This window comes from Caballeronia terrestris (assembly GCF_001544515.1).
GTDB classification, from domain to species: domain Bacteria; phylum Pseudomonadota; class Gammaproteobacteria; order Burkholderiales; family Burkholderiaceae; genus Caballeronia; species Caballeronia terrestris.
Map to the genome: position 1 here is coordinate 1 of NZ_FCOL02000318.1, position 1945 is coordinate 1945.

Consider the following 1945-nt stretch of genomic DNA (forward strand, 5'->3'; position numbering starts at 1 on the left):
TTGTCGCAGGCGGCAAGCAACGCGAGCGCCGCGCCTGCGCATGCGATGCGCAGCCAGGCGCGCGTGCGCCTCGCCTCACCGTTCGCGATCCGCGAATGTGACATCAGCATGTGACACTCCCCGTTGTGATCGGCTAGCTCGACGATCGGTTGAACCCTTGGTTGAACCCGCTACTGCGGCGTGCAATAGCCGAAGACCACCAGTACCTCCTGGTTGTTGACGAGGGTCATCGACATCGAGCCATCCTGGTCGAGCACGACTGTCCATCCGTAGCCGAGTTCGTTGCCCTGCATCAGTACCTGGTCCGCACCTTTCTCGATGGACCGTATCTCCGTCGAGCGCTTCGGTCCGGCGATCGTCTTCTTCGCAAAGTTCACGTTCATGAACTGCGGCACGCCGAAGCCCGCCGGGAGATCGCGCAGGCACACTTCGCCGGGGTCGCACGCGTACGCGTCGACGGTGGCGCAGATGAGCGCCTTGCTACCGTCGAAGTCCGCGCCCGACGCCCACGTCGTCGCGCCGAGTAATGCCGTAGCCAGTGCAAGCCGCTTCAGTTCGGTCACCCTCATGGCTGCCTCCCGACTCATTGGACGGTGTACCCGCGGCCCGTCATGCAGGCGCCCACCGCGCGGTTGAACGTCACCATGGCTTGCGACGACTGCTGTTGACTCGCTTGCTGCTGCTCGCCAGAAGCCCGGTTGGCGCGGCGCTGTCGCGAGCCGCCGACCACGGTCCCCGTGACCGCACCGACTGCCGCGCCTTTGCCCGCGTCGCCCGCGACCGCGCCGATGACTGCGCCGCCTGCGGCGCCTCCGGCCGCGCCCCGCACCCGGCCGCCCTGCTGCTGGGCGGGCGCCGGCTGGCTGGATTGCTGCGCGATCGCGACCGGATCGACGCCGGTGCTCTGCTTGGCCCACCCCTGGCACGACGCGAGATCGCTGCTCTGCTGCTGCGCGCTCTGGCCTTTTGCCGGATAGATGATCGGTTGCTGCGCGATGGCGGCGAAGGCGATCGCCCACACGGCCAGCGCGACTGGAATTTTCAGCATTCTTTGCATGGCTCACGCCTCCCGGCTGTTCGGCTTCGACGCGCTTCGGACAACGGCAGGCGAGCGCTGGCCGTCCGTCCGGCCGCGCACGCCGAGGCCATCGCCCCGGATTGATTCCATAGTGGTGGGTGAACGGCCGTAGGGCTATTGGACTTTGGTCCCATAGCCACCTGCGCCACGCCTGTGACGGCCTCTGCGTGCGGTGTCATGGCCCGGCGTCCAGGTTGAGCACCGTGCGCACCGCCTTGATGAGGACTTCGTCGTTGAAGGGTTTGCGCAGATAGGCCGCGGCGCCCGCCGAGAGCGCCTGCTGACGAACGCTGATTTCGTCGTGTGCCGTGATGAAGATCACCGGGATACCGCTGCCCGCGAGCCGCTGCTGAACTTCGAGGCCGTTGAGGCCCGGCATCTGCACGTCGAGCACGATGCAGGCCGGCCGGTAGGACGGAATCGAATCGAACATCTCCAGGAACTCGTCGCCCGTCTCGAAAGTGTCAGCCGCCAGCCCCGCGGAACTCAGGAGCCGCTTGATGGCACGGCGCACCGATTCGTCGTCATCGATCAGTGCGACGAGCGGCTTGACTTTGCTCATAGCGAATATTCCTCGTACAGGCATCAAAGCACAGATTCCATTCGACGCTGCAGCCAGCGTATGACAGTTGGCCGCCTGCGCCTATTGGACTTTGGTCCAATACCCTCCTGACGGAGTTAGATCCATCATTCCTACAAGGGCGCAACGGCACATCGGCGAATTGTTCATCGACCGACCCTTACTCCGTCATCGCAAAGGCATATGCAGCAACTACCGAAAATTGTCTAAGGCTGTGCTGAAGAAGCGGGGGTTTTCACGGGATCGTCGTTGCTGATTCCACGATGCGAGAATGGCGACGCGCTCGC

3 protein-coding genes are annotated in these 1945 nt (G+C 64.5%); all 3 read right to left on the minus strand.

The genetic code is table 11. The annotated features are described in order from the left end of the window. Positions 1 to 170: 170 nt before the first annotated feature. The 3 genes from AWB67_RS36985 to AWB67_RS36995 all read right to left on the minus strand — a co-directional run bounded on the left by AWB67_RS36985 (position 171) and on the right by AWB67_RS36995 (position 1640). Complete coding sequence (locus AWB67_RS36985) at positions 171 to 569, minus strand: hypothetical protein (protein WP_200822410.1); 399 nt, start codon at positions 567 to 569, stop codon at positions 171 to 173. A gap of 14 nt (positions 570 to 583) precedes the next feature. Beyond that, positions 584 to 1057: a YMGG-like glycine zipper-containing protein gene (locus AWB67_RS36990; RefSeq protein WP_087660761.1), complete on the minus strand. Its 474-nt coding sequence runs from the start codon at positions 1055 to 1057 to the stop codon at positions 584 to 586. Positions 1058 to 1253: 196 nt separating this feature from the next. Then, positions 1254 to 1640 (minus strand): response regulator transcription factor, encoded by a 387-nt coding sequence (locus AWB67_RS36995; protein ID WP_087660762.1) that lies wholly within the window; start codon positions 1638 to 1640, stop codon positions 1254 to 1256. Positions 1641 to 1945 lie beyond the last annotated feature (305 nt).

Bases quoted from the DNA above. Each gene is read 5' to 3' on its own strand.
- AWB67_RS36985 (WP_200822410.1), bottom strand. From the start codon at position 569: ATGAGGGTGACCGAACTGAAGCGGCTTGCACTGGCTACGGCATTACTC.
- AWB67_RS36990 (WP_087660761.1), bottom strand. From the start codon at position 1,057: ATGCAAAGAATGCTGAAAATTCCAGTCGCGCTGGCCGTGTGGGCGATC.
- AWB67_RS36995 (WP_087660762.1), bottom strand. From the start codon at position 1,640: ATGAGCAAAGTCAAGCCGCTCGTCGCACTGATCGATGACGACGAATCG.